The following is a 19,424-nucleotide window of genomic DNA, read 5'->3' on the forward strand; positions in this document are numbered from 1 at the left end:
AGAGGAGGGTCCCTTTTTCCATGAGGACGGGTCCGGAGAGGTTAGTCTTGATCCTGTCATCCCAGTGGCATCCGTAGATACTTGTTGTATCATCGTTAAGTGATATGGAAAAGAGCAGCAGGTCGTTGTCCGCTGAATTGGCGCAAGCGTTCAGAGCAAACCCGATAATCGGGATAAAGATGCAGATTAAGCGTTTAAAGTACCTCATATTACCATCCGCTCGTTTTTTCCAGTTTTAAAGTGTTTGAAGGGCTCAATTTCAGGCCTTTAGGTAAAATTGTTTTTGTCACCTGCAATCTCAAGTGTTTTGTCCTGAAGTAGTTAATGGAAAATTTCAGGAGATTTGAGATTGAGGTATTTGTAGAAGGGAGGAAATTTTATTAATGAATTTCCCTCTATATTCCATGTCGATGATTATCGCGGTGAGATTGAAAACGTTGTCAATTGTTTTTTCCTTTTTAAGCCGCTTATTCATCTCTTCTGTAATGCAGCTTACAACAAGTATAGTTTCGACTTTTTTATTTTCTTTTCGTGCATAATCAAAACTCTTTTTTATTGCACCTAACCGCTCCAATGCACCGGCAGGATCTGTTCCACCTTTAATCTCTATCACGCTTACTGGTTTGCCGTTTGGGCCAATTATTGAAATATCAGGTTCGTTTGAGAAAAGTATTGTCATGTGGTTTTTCAGTTTAATGCCTTTGAATAGATCGATATTAGAAAGGTAATCGTATTCAGGATCAAAATCTGCAGGTCTGTTGGATTTATCAATCATTGCGAAAATGATTCCTTTTTCCAGACAATTTCTCAGTACATAGCTTTTAACCATTTTTTCGGCTTCTTCACCGATTTTATTCCGCCAGGAACCATCGATTGTACAACCAGCTGAGCTGTACATCAGTGAGGAGATGTTTTCTTTTGTAATAGATAGTGTAGATTCGATTATTGAAGAAATATGAGTATTGAATAATTTGATGAGTTTGAGTGCAGATGAATAGGATAGTTCTGTTTTCTTCCGGAGTTCATAATCAGTAACATTGAATGCCAGATATTGGACCCCTTTAAGGGGTATTGCGGCAACATTTCGGTAGTAACTGATAAAAGTTGGATGCTCCACTAATACTTTGGGGTGAGCGAATACCCTTAGAAATTCGATTCTTTCCCTGGCGATCAAATCCCATGCATTATGGGTTATGTTCCAGTATTTCTTATCTTCCCAGCTATAATTTCGCGATTGCTGTACAAGTTTTTCTATATCTTTAAGTATATCAAGATACCCGATATCCCGGAGTTTACGGAAAAAGAATGTGGAACGCAGTGAGTAGGAAATTCTGTTTGCTTCAAGAATTAACTCCTGGCGATCATTGTTTTTCTTCATCGAAACTTCCTCTACTTTTGCCAAACGTAAACGCATTTACGCAGTTCTGTTCGTCCATGAACACCCATTTGCTGGCTGCTGTTTCCTTTTCCTGTATTCAGAGTCCATATATCTCGTACATTGAATCCTGCTGTGGAGGCGAAATCGGAAAGGATCAAATCAACAGGTATTTCTTCTCCACCATATCTTACATTATCATTTACCATATATACTATACCATTGTTTTTTAATACTCTGTATAGTTCAAAAATGATAAAGCACATTTCAAAGAAGTAGTTTTTGACCATTCTTACAATATTGGGATTATTCAGATTATTGCTGGTACGCAATTTATCTAGTACTTCTATGACTTCCTGTAATGCTTCCTGGGAATTGAACGTTTCCACTATTCTATTAAAATCATTAACTCTTCTCTTATCGGTATAGATACTTTTTAAAGCGGATGTTTTCTCACGGTTTTCTACAGTACAAGTAAGTAATTCTTGTCTCAGTTGCTTTATTCCGCTGTCATTGATACCTAAAAAAGCAAGCTCAAGTGCATAAGTTCTCGTATAATCATAGCGGTTGCAATACGGTGGTGATGTGATAACTATGTTGATTGTTTTTGACGGAATTTCAGGAAGCAATTTAAGAACAGATCCTTCAGTAAGGTTAATACTGTCAAAATTTGTTGATGCTGTTTCTGAATTCCACAACAAAAGATCTTCTCTGATTTCAGACAATTTTTCGGTGATTGCTTCCCGAAAACCAGGAATATGACCTTTGTTAAATTTTTTACTGAGTGGATTTTTACCGGCTCTGTAATCCCATCTCAGATACTGGCCATCCTTTCTGGTGTAACTGATCTTTTCCAGGATACAGAAAACAGCGAATTCTAATATTGATTGAGTGTCAGGATCTGCAAAATGGTCTCTTGCATAATTAATGAAGCCGAGCATCTCCTTTTCTGTCTCTTTTGGAAAAGCTCCTTCTGTGATTGAGATATGATTGAATTTTGATTGAGCAGGCAGGTACTTTTTAAAATCCTCTGAGAGGCAATCACAGAGTGCCCGGTCGATATCATCAACCGGTATCTTTGCAGCTTTAATTCTGTTCTTAATTATATAAGGGCCCACTGGAAGGATCTCTATACCTGAAGGAACCAAACCTCTGTTAAGAGCGGCAAAGAGAGCAACACCGCTGCCCGAAAACGGATCAAGGAGCTTTGAGTTTTTATTCAAGCCGGAATCCGATATCAGGTAGTTCATCATCGGTGCAGAAAAACCCTCTTTATATTTGAACCAGCGGTAAAAAGGGAGTTTTTTATTAGCTTGAAAACTAACCAGAGTGCGGTTTAGATCTGTGTTGATTTTTAATGAACCCTTGAATTTATGTTCAAGAGCTTTTCGATGCACAGATGACATAGATTTGCCTTTTTTGTTCTTAAAACCATTACTGGTGGGTATGACTGCCTGTTTTGACTTAAAAATACTTTCTGAATCTCTATTGAAGTGTTTAAAGGACAGAAATGATGTGGGCTCAAGAAATCATCCGCTGACAATCTCAGTGAATTATTCTGACTTGGGCTGAAAAACAACGTACTAAATGGAAGTCCAATCCTGCACGTCCAATGTTGTAATGATTCATTTCATCTATCAGTTCACCATGCTATGGAAGAAATATTCCGTTCATTTTGAATTATCGCTGCCTTCAATTTCCTCGAAAACTTTGCTAATAGGTAAGTATTCCAACATGATACACTCCGTGCCGCACTCCCGGATGCAGAAGAGCGCATCTCCTGGAGCATGCCGACTTACTGGCGTAAACATAATATTATCCACTTCGCAGCATTCAAAAAGCACATCGGGCTCTACCCCGATGATAAGGCCATTGAGCATTTCAGGGAAAGGCTCAGGGAATACAAAACAAGCAAAGGCGCAGTACAGTTTTCCTGCGACAAGTCGTTACCTCTTCAGCTTATTGCTGAGATGGCGAAGTGGTGTTATGATACGAAGAATCACCCCTGATGTAAAAGTAAACTAAATTCAGACACCGATACAAAGTAAGACACTGTCAATTATCAGTTTCTGTTCTGTGGCAGTCAGTTTCCCAATTCTATATCGAAACCGGTTAACAGAGAGAGATTTAATCTGAAATGCATCCGCAAGGACCCATTTGACTGGCAGCACTGGTCTCGAAAATGATTTCCCGCCGGTGATCCTGTGCTGGGCATAGGGAATTAAGGAAATCCCCCCTTTATCTCCCTTAATAAGGGGGGATTCTTCTGCACAAGGGGGCGAACTCGCCACCTTCATATATGAAAATATTTCCCCGCTGAATTTTAACTATACTATTGTAGTGTCACAAGATAATATTTATTATGTTTATCCCGGAAAAACAGGTACGGGATATCAATTCGAAAACAATACAGCATAGCAAAGTTACTGGAGAAAAGAAAATGTTTTCTTCTTCAACCTTTTACTGCTGATACTGGTATCATTACACATGTATAACATCCTGATTCATTTTATTCCATCTCTGATATTCATGGTTGTTATAGTGGTTCTCATTTCCCTTAACAGAAAGCTGTCAAAAGAGATAAAGCAAAGCAGGGAAACTGAAGAGGCACTGAGGTGCAGCCGTGAAGAGTTGCGCATTAAAACCGCAATAATGGAAGCACAACTGAACTCTACAAGCGATGGAATGATAATCGTTGGCCAGAACGGCAACAGGAGTTATCAGAACCGCCGTGTTGCGGAAATGTGGAAAATACCCGAGGACGTGCAGGCAAGTACCGACACAAAAGAGCAGCTTCACTATGTCATGCAGAAAACAAAAGAACCGGAAGAGTTTCTATCTCTTGTTCAGCACATGATCAAAAACAAGGATGAAACACATGTTGATATAATAGAACTTAACGACGGCACGGTACTTGAGAGATATACCGGCCCGGTTTTAGGTCAGGATGGTCAAAACTATGGAAGGATCTGGACTTTTCATGATATTACCAACTATAAGAGAGTAGAGAGACTCCTTGCAGAGGAAAAAGAGCAGCTCTCAATTACTCTGCGCAGTATAGGTGACGGGGTCATTACCACAAATATCAAAGGTGAGATCCTTACGATAAATAAAGCTGCTGTCGAACTTACCGGATGGGAAGCTGAGGAGGCGACCGGAAAGCCATTACGGGAAATATTCAACATTGTCAAAGAAAACTCCCGCAAACCCGCAGAGTGTCCCGTGTCAAGAGTCTTAGAGACGAAAGCGACTGTCGAACGGGCCAATTACATTGTCCTTATCTCTAAAAACGGGTCTGAGCATTTGATCGCCGACAGCGCTGCTCCGATCAGAAACGACAAGGATGAGATTACAGGTGTCGTACTTGTGTTCCGGGATGTAACTGAAAAGCAGAAGCTTGAATATTCAATGCAGAGGACCCAGAAGCTTGAGTCTCTGGGAGTGCTTGCAGGCGGTATAGCGCATGACTTTAATAATTTACTGAATGGAGTTTTTGGTTTTCTGGAACTGGCTAAAGTTGAAGCCGAGAAGGGTAATATCGACCTTGTAAAAGAGTATCTGGATGATTCTCTTGAGGTCTCTAAACGCACCAGTGCCCTTACCCGGCAGCTTCTTACATTCGCCAAGGGGGGCGAACCATCCTTGAAAACTGTTCAACTGGCACCGATCTTAAAGAAGTTCACACAATTTACACTCAGCGGATCCAATATTGCCTGTCACTTCAAAATTGATGATAATCTCTGGGCATGTGAATGTGATGAAAACCTTATCGGGCAGGTAATCGACAACCTTGTGATCAATGCCAAGCAGGCAATGCCTGATGGGGGGAAAATAACTGTATCCGCCTGCAATGTGGCCACAATTGAGAATGATGACAAATCCGGTAGCAAAGAAAACAAATTTATCAAGATCTCAATCAAAGATACCGGAATCGGCATACCAAGAGATCATCTGCAGAAGATTTTTGATCCATTTTTCTCCTCCAGAGAAAATGGTAACGGCCTGGGGCTGACGACTGTACATTCGATAGTCAAGCGGCATAACGGATCAATTGATGTTCAGTCAGAACCGGGTAAAGGTTCAATCTTTCATGTTCTCATTCCGGCATCGGAAAAGCCCATAGTAAATGATGCTGAGCCACTTACAGTTAAAACTGAGGGCAGTGGCACCATTATTATCATGGATGATGAAGATTTCATTCTGAAAGTGACCAGTCACATGCTTATTTCACTGGGTTATGAAACTATCTTGACAAAAACCAGCCTTGAAGCGATAGAATCATTTTATGAGGCGGAAAGAAAAGGCAAAGAGATAGCCGCAGTCATTCTTGACCTCACAGTTCCCGGTGGAAAGGGCGGTAAAGATGCCCTTCCCGGTATTAAGGAAATAAAAGCCGATATCCCTGTAATTGCGATGAGCGGGTATAGCGATGATCCTGTTATTGCCAGTCCTCTCAAACATGGTTTTACAGATGCTATTGCCAAACCTTTCACTATTTCGCAGTTGTCGGCAGTTTTAGGAAAGTGGATTCCTCAGGGGCAGATAAAAACCACCCTGGAAAGAATTCCACACATCAAGTAAATGTCGATTGCATTCTATCGGACTGTTCTCTACCTGGTTGTCTGGTACCCTGTTGGGGCAAAAATCTCTCCTGAATAAAACCTGGAATCGGCAGAGGCCAGAAAAACGAAAGTGGGGGCAATCTCTGCCGGCTGTGCTGCACGGCCCCATAGTGTGCTTTTGCCGAATTCCGCGACCCTGTTTTTCCATCGGGTGGAGGCAATAAGCGGTGTCCATACCGGTCCGGGTGCAACGCAGTTGACTCTTATCCCTTTAGGGGCAAGTAGCGCTGCCAGAGATTTGGTGAAGTTGTGAATTGCTGCCTTTGTACAGGCATAGTCAATCAAGGTGTTATGGCCCTCAAGGGCCACTACGGATCCTGTATTTATGATGCAGTCTCCGGCTTGTAAATATCTCAGGGCATTCTGGGTAGTCCAGAAAAATGAGAAAATATTTGTTTTGAAAGTTTTCTCGAGTTGCTGTGGAGAGATTTCGGTGAATTCCGCGGACTCGGCGTGAAACCCGGCATTGTTTACCAGAATGTTAAGTCCTCCAAGCCCCTCGACCGTTGCTTCAATAAGTGTGTGACAGAAGTCAGGGTTCTGAATATCCCCGCTTATAGCGAATGCTTTTGAGCCGGCCTTTTCAATCCAGTTGACTGTTTCACGAGCGTCTTCATGCTCGTTATAGTAGGATATCGCCACATCAGCACCCTCCCTGGCAAAGGCTATGGCAACAGCCCGTCCGATCCCGCTATCTCCGCCGGTGATCAGGACTTTTTTATTTGTCAGTTTGTTACCTCCCTGATAGCTAAGCTCCCCATGGTCTGCAGGTGGGTTCATGTCTTTTTCCAGTCCTGGCCATTGCTGTGTTTGTTCCGGGGGAGTAACCTTTTGACCGATAAGAGGATTGAAGTCTATGTTTAATCCGTGATGTTTCTGCATAGGATGGCTCCTTTGAGAAGATTTTCAGCGAATTATGTGCCTGTTTCCCTTTGAAGGTAACGAATCATTATTCATGCCTGAAGACAGGCACGGGTAAGAGTGCTATGCGGAAACAAATGTACTTTACAGTAACACACTTACACGTCAATTTTGAGAACAAGGTTCCAGATCCCAGGATATCAACTCCGGATTCCTGAATTGCTTTTACAGGAATGATATCAGGTCAAAACGGCATAATTCAAAAAAAATGATCAGAATAGGGTATTCTGATCATCAAAAAGCCGGGGGAAAGATTTGGCTAATCTGAAATGCTAATCAAACAGAAACTATTTCTTTAATACCTTCAACAACTCTGCTCCGCTCTCATCTTTTACCCTTCCAGCGAGCGCCCCCTTTATCTCAAGCAATACAGCCTCTGTCACAAGCCAGCACTCAAGCCCTTTTCGCGGGCATCCGATCACCTGATGTTTTCCTCTGCCGGCTCCGGCGTGCATGTGAAGCACCGGTTTGTTTTCCTCATTTCTGAAAATGGTGCCTGTACCGATTATCTCATGTGCCTCTGTAAACTGCTCTACCTGGGGACGAAGGGGTCTCTCGGAGTCATTTCCCGGTCCTACGACAACACCTCCGTTTTTTACCCCGCCAATAATCCAGATAACTCCTGCCTCTACAGATTCTTTCTCGCAGAGGTTCTCTATTTCCTTGTAAATAGTATCGTTCTCCTCGAAGCGGAGAACAAATGTTCTTCCTGTCGAACCCGATGAGTATTGCATGGCTTACCTTTCGTTTGAGTCTGGGGAGGTTAAAAATGTCTCTGTTCAGAACAGGTAAAATTAATAATTAACAATTAAAGTTCAATGTTTTAAAGAGGCCTTTAAGATTTTAAACCCGGGATCTGGTACGAAATCGGCTTTTTTGGGTTTAATTGATGGGGATGGTGGCGGGGTTGGGGGGATGATCGTAAATCAGAAGAATTAAGTTTAGATGTATACAGTAGTGTAGCAGGGCTGATGGTAAGAGCTGAAAAGGAAAATTGTTAGTTGTGTATAGTGGGGGATTTGGAGTCAGGAAACGGCAATGGTTGTGGTATGATTGTTATTTGTAAATATCGATTTATCCTTGATGGGGATATCAGGAAACGGGAATTATTCTGGGAAGGGTGGTGTAAGGTTCCTTGTTTCATCTCCGGGGTGAATTATTGATTTTGGTGAGGCTTCGTTTTAAGCGGTTAAGGCACTTTTTCACCCCGGAGGTGAATTAGTAACCCCCGGAAAAAATGAATCCAATACAGCGAACTGTTCATAGTCAGGAAACAATCATGACCATAATCTGATCAATATCGATCGGGTTTTATGTCCCGCGTAAAGATGTCAGGAAACAGAATCTGCCCTGGGTAAGGGTCTTTATATCCTTAATTCATCTCCGGGGTGAATTAAGAACCTCAGCAAGACCTCATTTTAATCGATTAAATCACTCTTTCACCCCGGAGGTGAATTAGTGACTCGACGGCTTAGGGTTTCTCCTTGAAGAAGTATTGCTTTTTTCTGGAATTTTCATCGACCCGATCGCTGGCAGGAAATCGGATGAGATTTTTTATTTGAGGGATTGTGTGGTTAGGAAAGATGTGGTTTTGACTTAATCGCTTAAGTCATTGGTTCACCCCAAAGGTGAATTAATCCCTGAGACCTTTCATCTATATCAAATATGTTTCCCCTTATACCATATACATGTTATTATACATATCCATTATTATAGTTCGCCAAATCCCCAAAAAACACCTAAACTGCAAACTTGATTTAAGTAAAGGATCGAACGATTAGCTCTGAAGCTTCGGGGGAATTAGCAGACTTTTCCATTATAAATCGTCACCCAGAGACAAAGAATGGGTGACGATTTCAAAATATCAATAATGAAGAGAATCGATGGGTTTACTTGCTCTTTCTTCTTATAAGATGACCCACGTGCCCGACTTCCTCTGAAATAAGCCTGTCGATCTGGGCTTTTCCCATGCTCGCCGGCACAACCTCTTTCATGGAAGAATAAACCACTATCGACTCTTTTTCCATTTCTATGGCTTTGTTCAGAATATCATCGGTTGTAAGGAGTCCCTCTATTCCGGCACTCTTGGAGTTGAAAACCATACTGTCGGCCAGGGATTTCAAATACAGGTATACCACGTTGTCAAGATCAAATTCTATCTCCTGCTTTGCCCCTTCCGGAAGTTTGTCACGAAGTTCCTGAAAAAGTTTAATATGCTGCCCCTCCCAGTCTGCCAGTTCTGTAAAGAGTTTCTTCATCGATTCATCCTCTGTGCCGGCGGCTGCTGCAGCATAGAAGTCGTGACCATTTTTCTCGATCTGAATACCGATTTCAAAAATCTCCCCTGCATTGAAAACTTTTGCCATATTGACCTCGTTTTGATGAATTGGTGAAATAAGGAAAATAAATGATTACGATGCGGTTTAGAATAACGTTTCCTCATTGAACGCTGTGGAAATCAGATGAGACTAACAATTTATACATATTTGATTGCTTGATCCGTGTTTCTTTCAGGCTGTCTGATGAATACGGACAGAAAGAAAAATCTGTATTGATGGATTTCAGGCTCCATGCAAATCCTCACGATTTCATTTCTTGCCTTGATCATCATGCGCTCCATCAAAAAGCGATTATATTTGCCGGATAATTAGGCCTGTGATATATTTTTAGATGCTTTAATTTCAGATGAATTCTTATGCGCAATGATAAAATTATCTCACTTCTGATAGCATTGTTGATTCCGGTTTGCAGTCTCACCACCCAATGCTGCGACAACGCGAGCCAAATCCAGGAAATCCATTTTGTGGCTCAGCCTTGCAGCAGCCATGATTGCGACAGACATGATAAGCCACACGGATGTACATCTGAGAACTGTCAACACAAAATCTGTTCCGATCAATCTGCACTTGGTGAATACGTTTCTAAAAACCAGGTCATGTTTGAGGCTGTTTTATCCGCACCGGAGAAATTCGTCGATCTGTTTTTATTACCCGGAAATAAAACCTTTTCTCATGTCTCCTTCCTCATTCCACCTTTGATACCTGATCGACATTCCACAGTTCTTCGTATCTGAGATTCCTTCTATTTCGTTTTACAAAATATAGCAGATTTCCTTTTCTGCTCTTCTGTTTTTGTGTTCTGATTCTCTTGTATTTCTTTACAATATGAAAGGGAAACTATGATAAGATGGTTCCTCATGGCCATAATGTGCTGGACAATATCCCAGGCAGATGCATCTCCTGATACAAAAGACTCCTTGTCCTTTGCAGAGGCTCGCGAAATAATTCTCTCCGGAAATGCTGGACTCAGGTCCGCGAAAACTGAAATCGATGCTGCAAAAGCCGGTGTTCATCAGGCGGGCACATTTCCCAATCCCGATATCGAGGTTTCACTTGAGAAGTTTGGTGCAGATGAAATCGAAGCTTCTGTCGGGCAGACTTTTGAACTTGGCGGAAAAAGAAAACACAGAACCGAAGCTGCGCAAATAGAGGTAGATGTCTTAGTAAATGCGGGAGAGATCGCCAGGCTTGAGCTCGAAGCAGAAATTATCCGAAGGTTTATCCCGATAGCAACAACAACTCATAAAATGGATGTGCTTGATTCAATTATCAAAATTACCGAATCGACAAGAGACCAGATCCAGCGCAGGGTAGAGGCCGGAGGTGCCAGGACCACTGATCTGGTTCGGATTGAAATAGATATCGAGCAGCTCCAGCTTGAGCGCAAGGAACTGCTTCTTGAAAATAAACAGGCAAGAATGAAATTTGCGGCACTGGGGAGCAGTCAGAATTTCTCCTTGATAAATGTAACTGGTGAGCTGAATCATGAATCATCAATTCCCGATCTGAAAACCCTTCAGAACGCAGTCGATAAAAATCCGGTAATAATGGCTTATGTAATCGAGCAGAAGAAACTCGAAGTGGAACGCAGACAGCTTAGTGCGGATGCTTCACCGGACCTGAATCTTTCAATGGGTTATCTCCGCAATAATGAGGCTAATTCCAATTCACCTACTTTTGGATTGTCAATGTCTGTTCCTCTTTTTAACAGGAATACTGCTGCTCAGAAACAGGCAGAACTCAGGCAGAAGGCTTCCGGAGAGCAGAGGGAAAATGCTTACCGTCTGCTGATGGCAGATATCGAGGGGATCCACAGTCAATTGGAAGCGATCGATCTCAAACTGAATTCTCTTCAGTCCAGTATTGTACCGAAAGCCCGGAAAGTGTATGAAACCCTTCAGGAGTATTACTCTGCCGGAAGCGCATCGTTTCTTGACATTGCAGAAGCGCAGGCTGAAATGCTGCGCCTCAGACTGGAGCTTTTAGATATCCTGCAGGAACGTGCTGAGAAATTGACCGATCTGATGCAGATGACATCTATAAACTTACAAATCGTCAAATAGGAGAAAACCATGAGATTGTTTTTAGCAGCATTTGTTTTTCTGTCGATGATAGTGTGGACAGGATGCGGCAATTCGACAAAGGATCATCATGATCATGAGCACAATGAGAAATCAGGCCACGTTCATGCAGATCACGATGAGCATGCAGACCATGAGGATCATCATTCTGATCATGACTATAGCGGTCATCATGCTGAAGAGGAGGGTGAGCACGGGCATGATGATGGTGAAATAGTGGTGACACCAGAAGACATGAAGCTTTCAGAGATTACCACTGCCAGAGTTGAAACCGGCAGAATAAGTACATCTCTCGATCTTTCAGGAGAAATCGGGTTCAATGAGGATCGTGTGGTACACATAACACCCAGATTCGCGGGTATAGTCAAAGAGGTCCGGTATGGAATCGGTGAATATGTGAAGTCTGGTGAAGCTGTTGCCCTGATCGAGAGCAATGAGAGCATGAACACCTATTCTCTCAAAGCACCGATATCGGGACGGATTATTGAAAAGCATGCAGCCGCGGGAGAGTATGTCTCTGAGGAGGAGAGTCTTTATCTTCTTGCTGATCTGTCAACTGTATGGGTAAATCTGGCGGTATACCCCAAAGATGCCGATAAGGTGAAAAAGGGACAGAGGACAAAAATATCAGCGGTAGGTTCAGAAATAAGCACTGATGGCATTATCAGCTATGTCACTCCAATCATGGATGCAAGGACGAGAAAGATCACGGCAAGAGTAGTACTCTCCAACAGTAATAATGCCTGGCGCCCTGGCACATTTGTCAATGCTAATGTAGAGACAGGTGAAGGAGAGCCTGGGCTTGTCGTGGACAGAAATGCAGTTCAGATCCTTGATAATGAGAGTGTGGTATTTATTCAACACGAGCCTGGAAGGTTCAATGTTGTTCCGGTGAAGACAGGAGATAAAGATTCCCGTAAAGTGATGATATTATCCGGTCTTGAAGAGGGTATGGAATATGTAAATAATGGTGCATTCGAGCTTAAGGCAAAGATTGTCACAAGTTCATTCGATGCGCATGCTGGACACGGACATTGAGGGGATAGGAACAAACATGAAAAAAATATTACAAATCTGCCTGAAGAACAGATTGCTGATTGTTCTGGCAATGATTGGTATTATCACTGCGGGTGTTGTGCAGTATAAAAGACTGCCCACTGATGCTTTCCCTGATATCTCACCTGTCATGGTTCCGGTTTTTGCCGAGGCTCATGGAATGGCCCCTGAGGAGATCGAACGTCTGATTACATTCCCGATAGAATCGGCAATGAATGGCCTCCCCGGTGTGCGTCAGGTCAAATCGACATCGGCATTCGGAATGGCTGTAGTGTATGTTTACTTCAAAGACAATGTTGATATCTACTTCGCACGGCAGATTGTCGCAGAGCGGCTCTCAAACGCCGGGCTTCCGGAACTGGAGGAGCGTCCCGGACTGGGACCGATCTCGACCGGGCTGGGTGAGGTCTTCATGTACTACCTGACAGCAGATCAGAATGTTGACACCGAGGGAAAGCCGCTCGATGTCTACCTTCGTGAGATAAATGACTGGACAGTCAAGTACCAGCTTCAGACGGTCCCCGGGGTGACCGAAATCCTTTCCATGGGCGGCCATGTTCTGCAGTACCAGATCGATGTAAACCCTGTCGCGCTCAATAAATTTGAGCTTACTCTCGATGACGTAATTACAGCGGTGACATCGAATAACCGCAATGCCGGGGGGCAGTTTCTGGTGGTCGGTTCAGAAGAGTACCTTGTGAGAGGTATCGGACTGATCGATAACCTCGATGATTTACGTAATGTGCAGGTAAAATCTGTAGATGGTATTCCAGTCCGTCTGAGCGATGTTGCCTCAGTTGATTTCGGCAAAGAGACACGCCGTGGTGTGGTTACCCGCAACGGGGAAGAGGAAGTGGTTGCCGGAATTGTAATGAAACTTTACGGCCAGAACACCTCTGAGGTAATCAGGCGAATTGACAAGAAGATCCCTGAGGTACAGCGGTCATTGCCTGAGGGTGTAAAGCTTATTCCCTACTATAATCAGAGTTCTCTTGTAAATAATGCCCTTAAAACTGTTCAGGATGCGTTGTGGCAGGGTGCTTTACTTGTGATCGCGGTTCTGGCACTTTTCCTGGGGAATATCCGGAGCGCATTTATCGTGGCGATGGCACTTCCTGTATGTGCTCTTGTCGCTGTGATCTGTATGGGTGCCGCAGGAATGTCGGCTAATCTCATGTCTTTAGGCGGCATTGCAATCGCTATAGGGATGCTCGGTGATGCATCAATAGTGATTGTGGAAAATGTGTTCAGGCAGCTATCGGATCAAAAGAATAAATCCCGCAGTAAAACTGAAATTATTATCTCTGCAGGCAGTGAAGTAGCTCGTCCGATAATCTTTTCTGTTGCTATCATAATCATCGTCTTTCTTCCTATCTTTACCCTTGAGGATGTAGAGGGGAAGATGTTTTCACCGATGGCATTCACCATCTCTTTTGCGCTGCTTGGCTCATTGGTCGCAGCACTGTTCTTTGCTCCAGTGCTTTCATCACTGATACTAAAGCAAGGAGTACAGAAGGAAATTGCGTTTGTAGTTTTTCTGAAAAAGTTGTATAAGCCGGTATTGCATTTTGCTTTAAAAAGAAAGTTAGTGATTGTTACTGTGACGCTGGCTCTTTTTATCTTTTCCCTGACCCTGATTCCCAGGCTGGGAACTGAGTTTATCCCAACACTGGAAGAGGGTGTGATACAGCTTAATATCACAATGGCTCCATCGATATCACTTGAAAAGGCAACCGAGACAGTGATGAAACTGGAGCGCAGAATAAAAATGTTTGATGAGGTCGATATGACCATTGCGAAGATCGGGCGTCCTGAGGCCGGCAGCCATCCTCACCCGGTTAACACAGCACATATCCAGCTCATGCTCAAGCCGGTAAATCAATGGAAAAATCACAGGAATAAAGGGGAACTGGTGGAATCGCTGAACAAAGCGCTTTCGGGTTATCCGGGAGTGCAGATCAGTTTTTCACAACCGATACAGAATATGTTCGATGAACTATTGTCTGGAGTTAAGACACAGCTTGCGGTCAAGCTCTACGGTGATGACATAGATGTGCTCAAGTCAAAAGCTGAGGAGATAAAGGAGGTCATAGAGCCGGTGCAGGGATTGGTTGATCTTTCCGTAGAACAGAGTTTCGGTCAGCCTCAGGTACAGATTATTGCCAATCGAGAAGCGTCTGCCCGTTACGGGGTGAATGTATCTGATATTCTTGAGGTTGTCGAAGTGGCAATTGGGGGAGAAACTGTCGATCAGGTATTCCTGAATACCCGTCGATTCGGCATACATGTGCGTCTTGACGAACGTCATCGCCGTGATACCAAAGTAATTGGAAATATCCTGGTACATACATCTGACGGGTTTCAGGTGCCTCTTTCACAGGTAGCACAGATCAGGGAAGTTACAGGGCCGATCCAGATAAACCGTGAGAACAATCAGCGTCGATGGATTATCTCTGCAAATGTACGGAGCAGGGATATGGGCAGCGTTGTTGCAGATGTCAAAAAGCTGGTTGAATCAAAGATAGACCTTCCTCCCGGATACTATCTGGAATACGGAGGACAGTTTGAAAACCAGCAGCGGGCGATGAAAAGACTGGGGATAATAGTTCCTGTGGCGCTGGGACTGATCTTTCTGATGCTTTATATGTCGCTCGATTCTATAAGAAACGCGTTGCTTATTTTTGTCAATGTTCCTCTTGCGCTCATAGGCGGTATTCTCGGCCTGTTTTTCACAGGAGAATACTTATCGGTACCGGCATCGGTCGGATTTATCGCTCTTTTCGGTATTGCTGTGCAGAATGGTCTTGTCCTTGTCACCTGTATCAACCAGCTAAGGGAGGAAGGTTATGGTGTTTCCGAGGCGATTGTGGAGGCAGGGATGCTGAGGCTGAGGCCGGTTTTGATGACCGCTTTGACAACTGTACTTGGGTTGATTCCACTGCTCATTTCGCAGGGGACAGGGTCTGAGGTGCAGAGATCACTGGCGATTGTAGTGGTCTTCGGGTTGATTTCATCGACATTTCTCACACTGGTACTGATTCCTACTATTTATGAGTGGTTTATGTACCAGAGAACAGAGAAAGTCTCCTGAATCAGCTAAAGTATGACTGCAGAATTATACTTCCTGAAGTACGCTTATCTTGTAAACCCTGAAAGGGTGTGATTTAACAGCCCAGGCTAGAGGCCTGGGTATGTGAAAAGATGTTGACACCTCTGCCATCACTCTTTGATATAGTTTATACAAAGCTATAGCAAATAACGGTATATTAATGGTATGAGCCCCCTTTTTGATTTTCTTGATTACCGTCATTATCTTAAACAGCGTTTTGATGAAACAAGGGAGAGAAAGCCCTGGTTTTCTTACCGTCTCATTGCTCAGAAAATCAACATTGATCCTGGACAACTGGTTAAAATTCTTCAGGGTCAAAGACACATCTCGGAAAGGCTTATCCCTGTTTTCGCAAAATTCCTGGGTCTAAAGGACAGAGAGGAGGAGTATTTTACTTGCCTTGTGCGCTTCAATAAGGCAAAAACGGGAAGTGAAACCAGCTTGTATTTTGAAAAGCTGATGGAACTAAAGGATCTGATTCTTCCGCAGGTAAAACCCGATCAGGACCGTTTTTATTATAAGTGGTACCATTCTGTAATAAGAGTTTTGCTTGCATTTTACAAATTTGATGGTGATTACCGCAAGCTTGCAAATCTGCTCTCTCCTGCCATATCTGAAAAGGAAGCTCAGGAGTCAATAAAGTTGCTTCTTGAACTTGGTTTCATTTATAGAGACTCTGATGGAAGTTACTCTTTGACCGATAAGTTTATTACCGGAGGAGGAAACTGGCGGATGCTGGCTGTGCGTCATTTCCAGCAGCAGACGATTCATCTTAGTGAGCGTTCCTTGATAAATGATCCACCCGATATCCGGGATATCTCCTCGTTGACCATATCTATCCCTGAAGACACCCTTGGAGAATTCCGTGAAATGCTTGCAGAGTTCCGTAAGACAGTGCTGAGAAAAGTTATGGAGATCTCCAGGGAACCAAACAGGGTATACCAGCTTAATCTTCAGTTTATACCAGTGGCTCTGCTTGACGATATTGATAAAGAGGATCTTGCTGATGAAAAGTAATAGCCGGCTGTCACTATGTTTATTGGTTGTAATCTCTCTGGTTATCCACAGATGTTCAACAGAAGACAGACTTTCAGGAACAGCTGGTTCTGAAACCGTAAATACATTTACTTTGACTGTGCTTGACAAAGAGAATCGACCTGTTTGTGGTGCATCGGTAAGACTGATTGAAAATGACCTCTGGCTCCGAAACATCTGCGAAAACAAAAGTGTGATATATTATAATGCGGTAACCGGTTCTGATGGTGCTGTCAAGATACCTTACGACTCATTTCCTGCCTCTGATATCAATCTGCTGATCGATTCCGGGAAATCAGCGTTGTTTTATCCATCCTTTAAATTTGCAAAAAGCAGAAATGGAACCTGTGATACTGTTACACTAAAAACCGCGGCAGCACTGTCGGGTTCTCTAACTTCTTCAACTCCTTTTCCGGTAAAGATAATGCTTCATGGTACAGATTATTCACAAGATGTTGATCCCGATGATGGGTCATTTGACTTTTCATCGGTTGCACCGGGTTTGTATAAGATACTGATCAGAGAAGATACACAGAGTTTCACATGCGTAGGGATCGACAAAGTTGAACTCCTTGAGGGAGAGCATTTCAGAACGCAGTTAACTGTTGATTTTTCAGGTACATTGGTTGATCATTTTGACGGTGATGTAAATTTGATGTCTTTTCTTAACTCGGGTCAATGGTACATAACAAGATCGCCCAATGTTTCAGTCTATTTCCCTGCAGAAAGGGAAACAGACACCCTTTATATTCCACTGCGGAGTGCTTTGGTAAGTGAGGGTGCTTATGATGGGAACTCTGTTTATGTCAATTACAATATCGGTGGTGGCTCTTCCTATCTGATTATCGGGGCGCAGGTAAGCAGTATGGAAGCGGGTTTTACCCATATAGACACAGTTTCATTCATGGCAAAGGGAAATGGAAAGCTCAATGTACGGATTCATGGCCTGGAAAGCAACAATATGCCTCAGGCAATTTGCAGTGTTGATCTTGATACTGTATGGCAGAGGTTTACAATAACATCTGATCAGTACTTTATCAGCGATCCTCAGGGCACTCTTGCCGGTTGGGAAGAAATCAGGGGACGCTTACAATGGATAGCGTTTCATCCGGGATCTGATGGAAGTGAATTCTGGCTTGACGATGTCAGGCTTGAGGGGGTGACTCTGGATGAATTGATACTTCCTTGAATGTTTCGTACCTGAATCCTTCAAAGCAGGCCGGACAGAAGGTCACCACTATATAGTTACTCATTTCCAATGTTGACACCGCTGTCAACATTTTCTCCCCTCAAAGACATTTTTAATCCCAATTTCCATGCAAAATTGCTTATTATAAAACTCAAGGCATGTAAAAATAGGTACAAGTTTCAAATGCGGGAGGTTTCATGAACAGACTATTATATGCAGGTATTTCTATTTTACTCATTGCGGCAGCAAACATCTTTTCAAAAGGATTTGCCGTTGACGGAACAAAACTTATCGATGCCAACGGGAATGAATTTGTCATGCGTGGAGTCAATTTCGCTTTCGCATGGTACATGGATAAAATCAACGAATCGATTCCTGCAATTGCCAAAGCAGGCGCAAACACCGTAAGAATAGTTCTCTCTAACGGGGTCCAGTGGACTAAAACAACTTCCCAGCAGGTCACAAATCTCCTTAATGCCTGCAATGAGCACAAGATGATTGCGGTTCTGGAGGTACATGATGCAACGGGGAGAGACAGCAAACAGGATCTTATATCGGCAGCGAACTATTTTGTGGAAATCAAATCTGTACTTACAGGTAAAGAGGACAGAGTTATTATAAACATTGCAAATGAGTGGTATGGAAGCTGGAATACAGATCCATGGGCTGATGGTTACAAAGATGCAATTGTGGTTATCAGAAATGCCGGGATGAAACATACGATTATGATAGATTGTGCTGGTTACGGGCAATACCCGCAATCTATTCACAGTAAAGGCAAGGATGTATTTGGTTACGACCAACTCGGTAATACCATGTTTTCTATCCACATGTACGAATACTCCGGTTCTGATGCGCAAACTATTAAGAGAAACATTGATAATGTTCTGAGTCAGGGTCTTGCTCTCTGCATAGGTGAATTTGGATTCAGGCATACAAGCGGAGATGTTGATGAACAGTACATTCTTGATTACTGCCAGGAAAAGGGTGTGGGATGGCTTGCGTGGTCGTGGTGCGGTAATGGCGGAGGTGTTGAATATCTTGACCTGGCAAATAATCATGCAGGCACAAGTCTCTCGGACTGGGGAAATACGGTTGTCAATGGGAAAAATGGCCTCAAGCAGACCTCAAGGGTATGCACCATATTCGGCAGTTCCAGAACTGTGAAACCTATGGTTTCTGTAATCTCAAATAACAGAAACATGTATCAGGTTTATGATTTACACGGAAGGGTAATTCAGAGGTCATTATTGCTAAATAAAACTGTACCCTCTGGAAAACTGGGCAGTACAGGTGTTTCGGTATTGGGTGGTACAGATGGCATTAAGATATATCAAAACAGAAAAATTTTGAACATTAATTGACCACGGTTTAAGTTAATGAATAGAAAGTGTCAAGTTGCTGCAGGGACCGTATCCTGGCCTCTGCGCCCCTGTATTAAAATCGGAATTGATTATTATTCAGCTTGAAAATTCTCCTGAATCCGCCTAAGAAGCAGCAATTTTACTTATTGTCGAAATAGTAAACCAGATGGTCTGCTTCTTTCACCACGCTAAAAAGTAAAAGAATATCACTACCATCCCATAGGTTTTCAGAAAAGTTGACAAAGTAGCTGGTCACATGACATGTTAAGGTTCTACTACAAACTTTAACAGGAGTGTCTAATGCAACCAGCCAAACATAAATTTACTATTTTC

Annotated in this window: 14 protein-coding genes; 8 read left to right on the forward strand and 6 right to left on the reverse strand. The window is 43.0% G+C overall.

Annotated elements, in window-relative coordinates; genetic code table 11:
- The 3 genes from GX089_08655 to GX089_08665 form a co-directional block, all read right to left on the reverse strand.
- A partial coding sequence (locus GX089_08655; protein ID NLP02550.1) for a hypothetical protein occupies window positions 1–208 on the reverse strand: 208 nt, incomplete at its 3' end.
- Between the two features lie 126 nt (window positions 209–334).
- Window positions 335–1,414 (reverse strand): XcyI family restriction endonuclease, encoded by a 1,080-nt coding sequence (locus GX089_08660; protein NLP02551.1) that lies wholly within the window; start codon window positions 1,412–1,414, stop codon window positions 335–337.
- On the reverse strand, window positions 1,390–2,781 hold the full coding sequence (locus GX089_08665; GenBank protein ID NLP02552.1) for a site-specific DNA-methyltransferase: 1,392 nt from the start codon (window positions 2,779–2,781) through the stop codon (window positions 1,390–1,392). The genes GX089_08660 and GX089_08665 overlap by 25 nt, the downstream gene beginning before the upstream one ends.
- 369 nt (window positions 2,782–3,150) lie before the next feature.
- On the opposite strand from GX089_08665, the gene GX089_08670 reads away from it, so the two are divergent.
- Together GX089_08670 and GX089_08675 are read left to right on the forward strand one after the other, a co-directional pair.
- Window positions 3,151–3,384: a hypothetical protein gene (locus tag GX089_08670; protein NLP02553.1), complete on the forward strand. Its 234-nt coding sequence runs from the start codon at window positions 3,151–3,153 to the stop codon at window positions 3,382–3,384.
- A gap of 478 nt (window positions 3,385–3,862) precedes the next feature.
- Window positions 3,863–5,956: a PAS domain S-box protein gene (locus GX089_08675; GenBank protein ID NLP02554.1), complete on the forward strand. Its 2,094-nt coding sequence runs from the start codon at window positions 3,863–3,865 to the stop codon at window positions 5,954–5,956.
- Between the two features lie 29 nt (window positions 5,957–5,985).
- Here the strand turns inward: GX089_08675 and GX089_08680 are convergent, their stop codons facing one another.
- From GX089_08680 to GX089_08690, 3 genes are all read right to left on the reverse strand, one after another.
- Window positions 5,986–6,879: an SDR family oxidoreductase gene (locus GX089_08680; protein NLP02555.1), complete on the reverse strand. Its 894-nt coding sequence runs from the start codon at window positions 6,877–6,879 to the stop codon at window positions 5,986–5,988.
- A gap of 326 nt (window positions 6,880–7,205) precedes the next feature.
- A complete protein-coding gene (locus GX089_08685; GenBank protein NLP02556.1) occupies window positions 7,206–7,652 on the reverse strand; it encodes a DUF296 domain-containing protein in 447 nt (148 codons plus the stop codon).
- Between the two features lie 1,155 nt (window positions 7,653–8,807).
- Window positions 8,808–9,284, reverse strand: a complete 477-nt coding sequence (locus GX089_08690; protein ID NLP02557.1) for a ferritin family protein — start codon at window positions 9,282–9,284, stop codon at window positions 8,808–8,810.
- Window positions 9,285–10,096: 812 nt separating this feature from the next.
- On the opposite strand from GX089_08690, the gene GX089_08695 reads away from it, so the two are divergent.
- The 6 genes from GX089_08695 to GX089_08720 all read left to right on the forward strand — a co-directional run bounded on the left by GX089_08695 (window position 10,097) and on the right by GX089_08720 (window position 19,091).
- The gene (locus GX089_08695) at window positions 10,097–11,320 is read left to right on the forward strand and encodes a TolC family protein (GenBank protein ID NLP02558.1); all 1,224 of its coding nucleotides are present in this window, start codon (window positions 10,097–10,099) and stop codon (window positions 11,318–11,320) included.
- Between the two features lie 9 nt (window positions 11,321–11,329).
- A complete protein-coding gene (locus GX089_08700; protein NLP02559.1) occupies window positions 11,330–12,376 on the forward strand; it encodes an HlyD family efflux transporter periplasmic adaptor subunit in 1,047 nt (348 codons plus the stop codon).
- 16 nt (window positions 12,377–12,392) lie between these two features.
- A complete protein-coding gene (locus tag GX089_08705; protein NLP02560.1) occupies window positions 12,393–15,485 on the forward strand; it encodes an efflux RND transporter permease subunit in 3,093 nt (1,030 codons plus the stop codon).
- A gap of 183 nt (window positions 15,486–15,668) precedes the next feature.
- On the forward strand, window positions 15,669–16,520 hold the full coding sequence (locus GX089_08710) for a TIGR02147 family protein (GenBank protein ID NLP02561.1): 852 nt from the start codon (window positions 15,669–15,671) through the stop codon (window positions 16,518–16,520).
- The gene (locus GX089_08715) at window positions 16,510–17,727 is read left to right on the forward strand and encodes a hypothetical protein (protein NLP02562.1); all 1,218 of its coding nucleotides are present in this window, start codon (window positions 16,510–16,512) and stop codon (window positions 17,725–17,727) included. Before GX089_08710 ends, GX089_08715 begins: the two co-directional genes overlap by 11 nt.
- 197 nt (window positions 17,728–17,924) lie before the next feature.
- Window positions 17,925–19,091, forward strand: a complete 1,167-nt coding sequence (locus tag GX089_08720; protein ID NLP02563.1) for a glycoside hydrolase family 5 protein — start codon at window positions 17,925–17,927, stop codon at window positions 19,089–19,091.
- Window positions 19,092–19,424 lie beyond the last annotated feature (333 nt).

This window comes from Fibrobacter sp., assembly GCA_012523595.1.
Lineage (GTDB): Bacteria > Fibrobacterota > Chitinivibrionia > Chitinivibrionales > Chitinispirillaceae > JAAYIG01.

What these genes read in the sequence shown, in the direction of transcription:
- GX089_08660 (NLP02551.1), bottom strand. Translation starts at nt 1,414, where the DNA reads ATGCGTTTACGTTTGGCAAAAGTAGAGGAAGTTTCGATGAAGAAAAAC.
- GX089_08665 (NLP02552.1), bottom strand. Translation starts at nt 2,781, where the DNA reads ATGTCATCTGTGCATCGAAAAGCTCTTGAACATAAATTCAAGGGTTCA.
- GX089_08675 (NLP02554.1), top strand. Translation starts at nt 3,863, where the DNA reads ATGTATAACATCCTGATTCATTTTATTCCATCTCTGATATTCATGGTT.
- GX089_08680 (NLP02555.1), bottom strand. Translation starts at nt 6,879, where the DNA reads ATGCAGAAACATCACGGATTAAACATAGACTTCAATCCTCTTATCGGT.
- GX089_08685 (NLP02556.1), bottom strand. Translation starts at nt 7,652, where the DNA reads ATGCAATACTCATCGGGTTCGACAGGAAGAACATTTGTTCTCCGCTTC.
- GX089_08690 (NLP02557.1), bottom strand. Translation starts at nt 9,284, where the DNA reads ATGGCAAAAGTTTTCAATGCAGGGGAGATTTTTGAAATCGGTATTCAG.
- GX089_08695 (NLP02558.1), top strand. Translation starts at nt 10,097, where the DNA reads ATGATAAGATGGTTCCTCATGGCCATAATGTGCTGGACAATATCCCAG.
- GX089_08700 (NLP02559.1), top strand. Translation starts at nt 11,330, where the DNA reads ATGAGATTGTTTTTAGCAGCATTTGTTTTTCTGTCGATGATAGTGTGG.
- GX089_08705 (NLP02560.1), top strand. Translation starts at nt 12,393, where the DNA reads ATGAAAAAAATATTACAAATCTGCCTGAAGAACAGATTGCTGATTGTT.
- GX089_08710 (NLP02561.1), top strand. Translation starts at nt 15,669, where the DNA reads ATGAGCCCCCTTTTTGATTTTCTTGATTACCGTCATTATCTTAAACAG.
- GX089_08715 (NLP02562.1), top strand. Translation starts at nt 16,510, where the DNA reads ATGAAAAGTAATAGCCGGCTGTCACTATGTTTATTGGTTGTAATCTCT.
- GX089_08720 (NLP02563.1), top strand. Translation starts at nt 17,925, where the DNA reads ATGAACAGACTATTATATGCAGGTATTTCTATTTTACTCATTGCGGCA.